The sequence below is a fragment of the Microvirga sp. P4_G7 genome (assembly GCF_056401005.1).
This window is the reverse complement of the sequence record NZ_JBFUKD010000588.1, coordinates 1-2,357: the sequence shown is the minus strand read 5'-3', so window position 1 is coordinate 2,357 and position 2,357 is coordinate 1. Positions and strand designations below refer to the sequence as shown.

Here is a 2,357-nt window from a genome sequence, read left to right as displayed (position 1 = left end):
GCAGGATCGTCTCGCCCTTATTGATGTTCGATTCCTCAATGCCAAATCCAAGTAGCGTTGGCGCGACGTTCGTGTATGTCCCGCTGGCGTCGGTGATCGAGCCGATCCCCGCTCCAAAGATCTGCGCGCGCTCTTCGACGGTAAAGGTCTGACCGCCTTTGAGGACAACTCCATTGTTCTGCTCATCCCGGAAGTCGGCATAGGCCAGAAACGCGAGACTCTTATCGGTGACTTCGATGACGCTGTTGCGCAACCACAGCTTTTCGGCGCCAAGAATCGTCCTTTCGCTCAGGTCATAAATGCCGCTATCAAAGAAGAGGGTGTCGAATTCACCCGCTCCAAAGTCCACAAACTCGACGTCGCGAAACGACTCGACTGACACGAAAAGATTGTTTCCCTGCCCTTCATCGAAAATGATGCGCTCGATTCCTTCGAAGCGCTCGGCTCCGGAGATCCACGCTGATCCGTAACCACCCGTGACGTGGAGCGTATCGATGCCGCCTCCGCCAACGATAACATCGCTCTGTTCAATGTCCTTTGAGTCCCCAATGAAAGTATCGTCGCCGTCTGTCCCGAAGAGGAGATCGGTACCATCCAATATGTTGAATGTGTTGCCGGGAGCGAGGCCGACCGGGCCGGACTGGTCTGCGGCAAGYGGCGCGAATACGGCACTCGCATCAGAGCCGTTAGGAACGTCGTCAGCCTTCACGGACAGCGAAGCATCGCTGCCTTCGATAGGCGCGGATGCTACGGTCGCCTCGCTAAGAGGAACAGCCGCAGCCAAACTCGCCGGGGCGCTCGAAAAGGCACGCACGGACTGAGCTTGGTCTTCGAACAGATCCAACTGGGCTCGACCGAACGAGTAATCGTTCGAAATCTCTTCCAGGCTGAAGGATTCGAGCGATTGATGATCGACGTCCGCGATATCGCGATAGTTTCCAATCTGGGTCGCTGAAATTTTTGTCATATCTGCCTCGCGAGAGTCGATTCCTCCAAGCCACTGGTCGTCAGTGGCCCGTGAGAAAAACCTGATCCGGAAATAAAATGGAATGAGTTGCGGCGGATGAGATCGATCGAGAAGCACGTGGCACAACACGCGCCCGGCGCGGCCACTTCGTAGTCTGCTTCAATCACAAAAGACGCCAACAAACGTCACCCCAAGACCGACCGTTCTCCAAAGTCGCTACGACTTCAGAGTTGAAAATTCTGTCGAGAAAGAGCGATTACACTGTAGAGCGAGCCAGGACCCGCACACGCGTGCTGATATCTGCAACTTCAATAATTCAATGAAAAACCTGGGTATTCTGTAGGCGAACACTACGGCAATTCATCGAATTAAAGCGACTAACACTTTTTTAAGAGAAGATGTGTGTCCACGCACCCTATGTTCACCTAGGAACCCGATAGCTCATCTTTGGCTATGGTAAATGGGCGAAAGAGGCCTCTCAGCGCTCGGCATGAGAGGCCTCCGTCGATAGTCGATCAGATGACGAAGAACTCAGTGTATTTCAGCGCCAGACCCTTCTTGAAGGTCGCGACCGCAACGGCCTTGGCGGCTCCCGATCCATCGGCATCGTAATAGAGGACGCCCTTCTTCTGATCGTAGACGAGGTAGTCGTCCTTATCGCGCGCCTTGTCCCCGACCGTGAAGAACTTCTTGTTCAGCTTGCCCGGTGCAAGCTCTGTTCCCTTGCCGAGCTTTTTGAACACCGCGTTGTCGAGATAAACGCTGTCGTCCTTCGCGACATAGTCGGCGATCTTGTCGAGGTTCTTTGTCGCATGGGGTTTGGTTTTGAAGACAAACACATCCTTGCCGGAATTGCCCGTCAGCGTGTCGTTTCCAAGTCCACCCGACAGCGTGTCGTTTCCGGCTCCGCCGCCGAGGCGATCCTTGCCACTGCCGCCAACAATCGAATCGTTGAACGCACTCCCGGACGTGACTTCCGGGTTCATGTCTCCGACGCTGATCGTGAAATCGCCGTCCAACCAAGCCTTGGCGCTGTCGGTCACCCGAACGACGATCTTGTGCGATTTGGCCTGCTCGTAGTCCAAGTTGACCCCGTTCGCGACGACGACCTTGGTTCCCGTCGCATCGAGCTTGAAACGTCCGCCCGCATCGTCGATGAGCGAATACGTGAGGGGGTCTCCCTTGTCCGGATCAGCCGCGCTCAGGTCGCCGACGACCTTTCCGGTCGCGCTGAGTTCGTCGATACGCGTCCCGGACAGCCCAATCGCGACCGGGCCGGCATTCGGCGCGGGCACATTCTTGACCGTGATCGTGACATTGCCGGTCGACGTGGCGTTCGCCGCGCCCGAACCGTCATTCGCAACAATCGAATATGTGAAGGGCGTATCGG

Annotated in this window: 1 protein-coding gene and 1 pseudogene; both read right to left on the bottom strand. The window is 56.0% G+C overall.

What is annotated here, in order from left to right:
* Nucleotides 1–967 (bottom strand): annotated as a pseudogene (locus AC1DT3_RS18300) (hypothetical protein); the annotation flags it as partial.
* Between the two features lie 515 nt (nt 968–1,482).
* The coding region (locus AC1DT3_RS18295; protein WP_477466653.1) for a cadherin repeat domain-containing protein at nt 1,483–2,357 on the bottom strand (875 nt) is incomplete at its 5' end.